Genomic DNA, 1,071 nt, shown 5'->3' with positions numbered 1-1,071 from the left:
TCGACAATCCCGACCGCGGATTTTCTTATAAAACCGACGGTCCGCTGGATCTGCGGCTGAATCCGGAGAAGGGAATCACGGCCGCGGAGCGCCTGCGCACAATCGGCGAGGAAGAGCTTCGGGGTATGCTTCTGGAAAATGCGGACGAGCCGTATGCGGAGGAGATCGCCAGAGCAGTCGTCCTGGAGATTAAAAAGGGCAATAAGATCGATACGACGACGCACCTCCGCCAGGTTATTGAGAGGGCTCTCTCAGCAGTGCCGGAAGCGGACCGGAAGGAAGCGGTGAAAAAATCGTGTCAGAGGACATTTCAGGCGCTGCGGATCGATGTGAACAGCGAGTTTGAAGTGCTCTACTCATTCTTAGAGGCGCTTCCGGGCGTGCTGGCGCCGGGAGGCCGTGTGGCGATCCTGACCTTTCACTCCGGCGAGGACAGGCTGGTGAAGAAATCCTTTAAACGCTTGAAGAAGGAAGGCGTTTACAGTGAGATCGCGGATGAGGTGATACGGCCGTCGGCGGAGGAGTGCCTGAGGAACGGACGGGCGCGGTCGACGAAGATGAGATGGGCTGTGAAGGCGTGAGGAAGGCAGATGGTGCCGCAGAATCATAGAAAATAGTGATTCTGCGACACCTTTTACTTTGCCTCGCTACTGTTTGTCTGCGTCTAATGAGTTGGCACGAATAATATCTCGATACCAGTAAAAACTGTCTTTTCGGATGCGGCGTAAATCCTTATAATCAAATTCATCCCGGTTGACATAGACGAAACCATAACGTTTCGAACAGCCTTCGCCAGTACTGACAAGGTCTATAGCACTCCATGGACAGTAACCAATAAGTTGAACGCCCTCTTCAATAGCTTTTCTGCAGGAAAGTAGATGCTTTTCCAGAAATTCGATTCGATAGCTATCGTGAATAGTCTGGTCGGACTCCAGCGTATCGGGAACTCCACAGCCATTTTCCGTGATAATCAGTGGGAGACGGTACCGGTCCCAAAGCATTCTTAGCACAATGTGTAGTCCGACAGGATCAATCGCCATATGGCTTGCTGTCTGAGGCAGACTGGTATTG

At 52.3% G+C, this 1,071-nt stretch carries 2 protein-coding genes; one reads left to right on the top strand and one right to left on the bottom strand.

Annotated elements, in window-relative coordinates; genetic code table 11:
• Positions 1-581, top strand: a 581-nt coding sequence (gene mraW, locus ACLTD4_RS26545; RefSeq protein WP_412331693.1) for a 16S rRNA (cytosine(1402)-N(4))-methyltransferase, incomplete at its 5' end; no start/stop codon positions are given.
• Positions 582-647: 66 nt separating this feature from the next.
• Here the strand turns inward: mraW and ACLTD4_RS26540 are convergent.
• A partial coding sequence (locus ACLTD4_RS26540) for a family 1 glycosylhydrolase (RefSeq protein WP_412331692.1) occupies positions 648-1,071 on the bottom strand: 424 nt, incomplete at its 5' end.

The organism is Hungatella sp., assembly GCF_046966825.1.
Note: the sequence above shows the minus strand (reverse complement) of the source record. Positions and strands in the feature narration are given on the sequence as shown.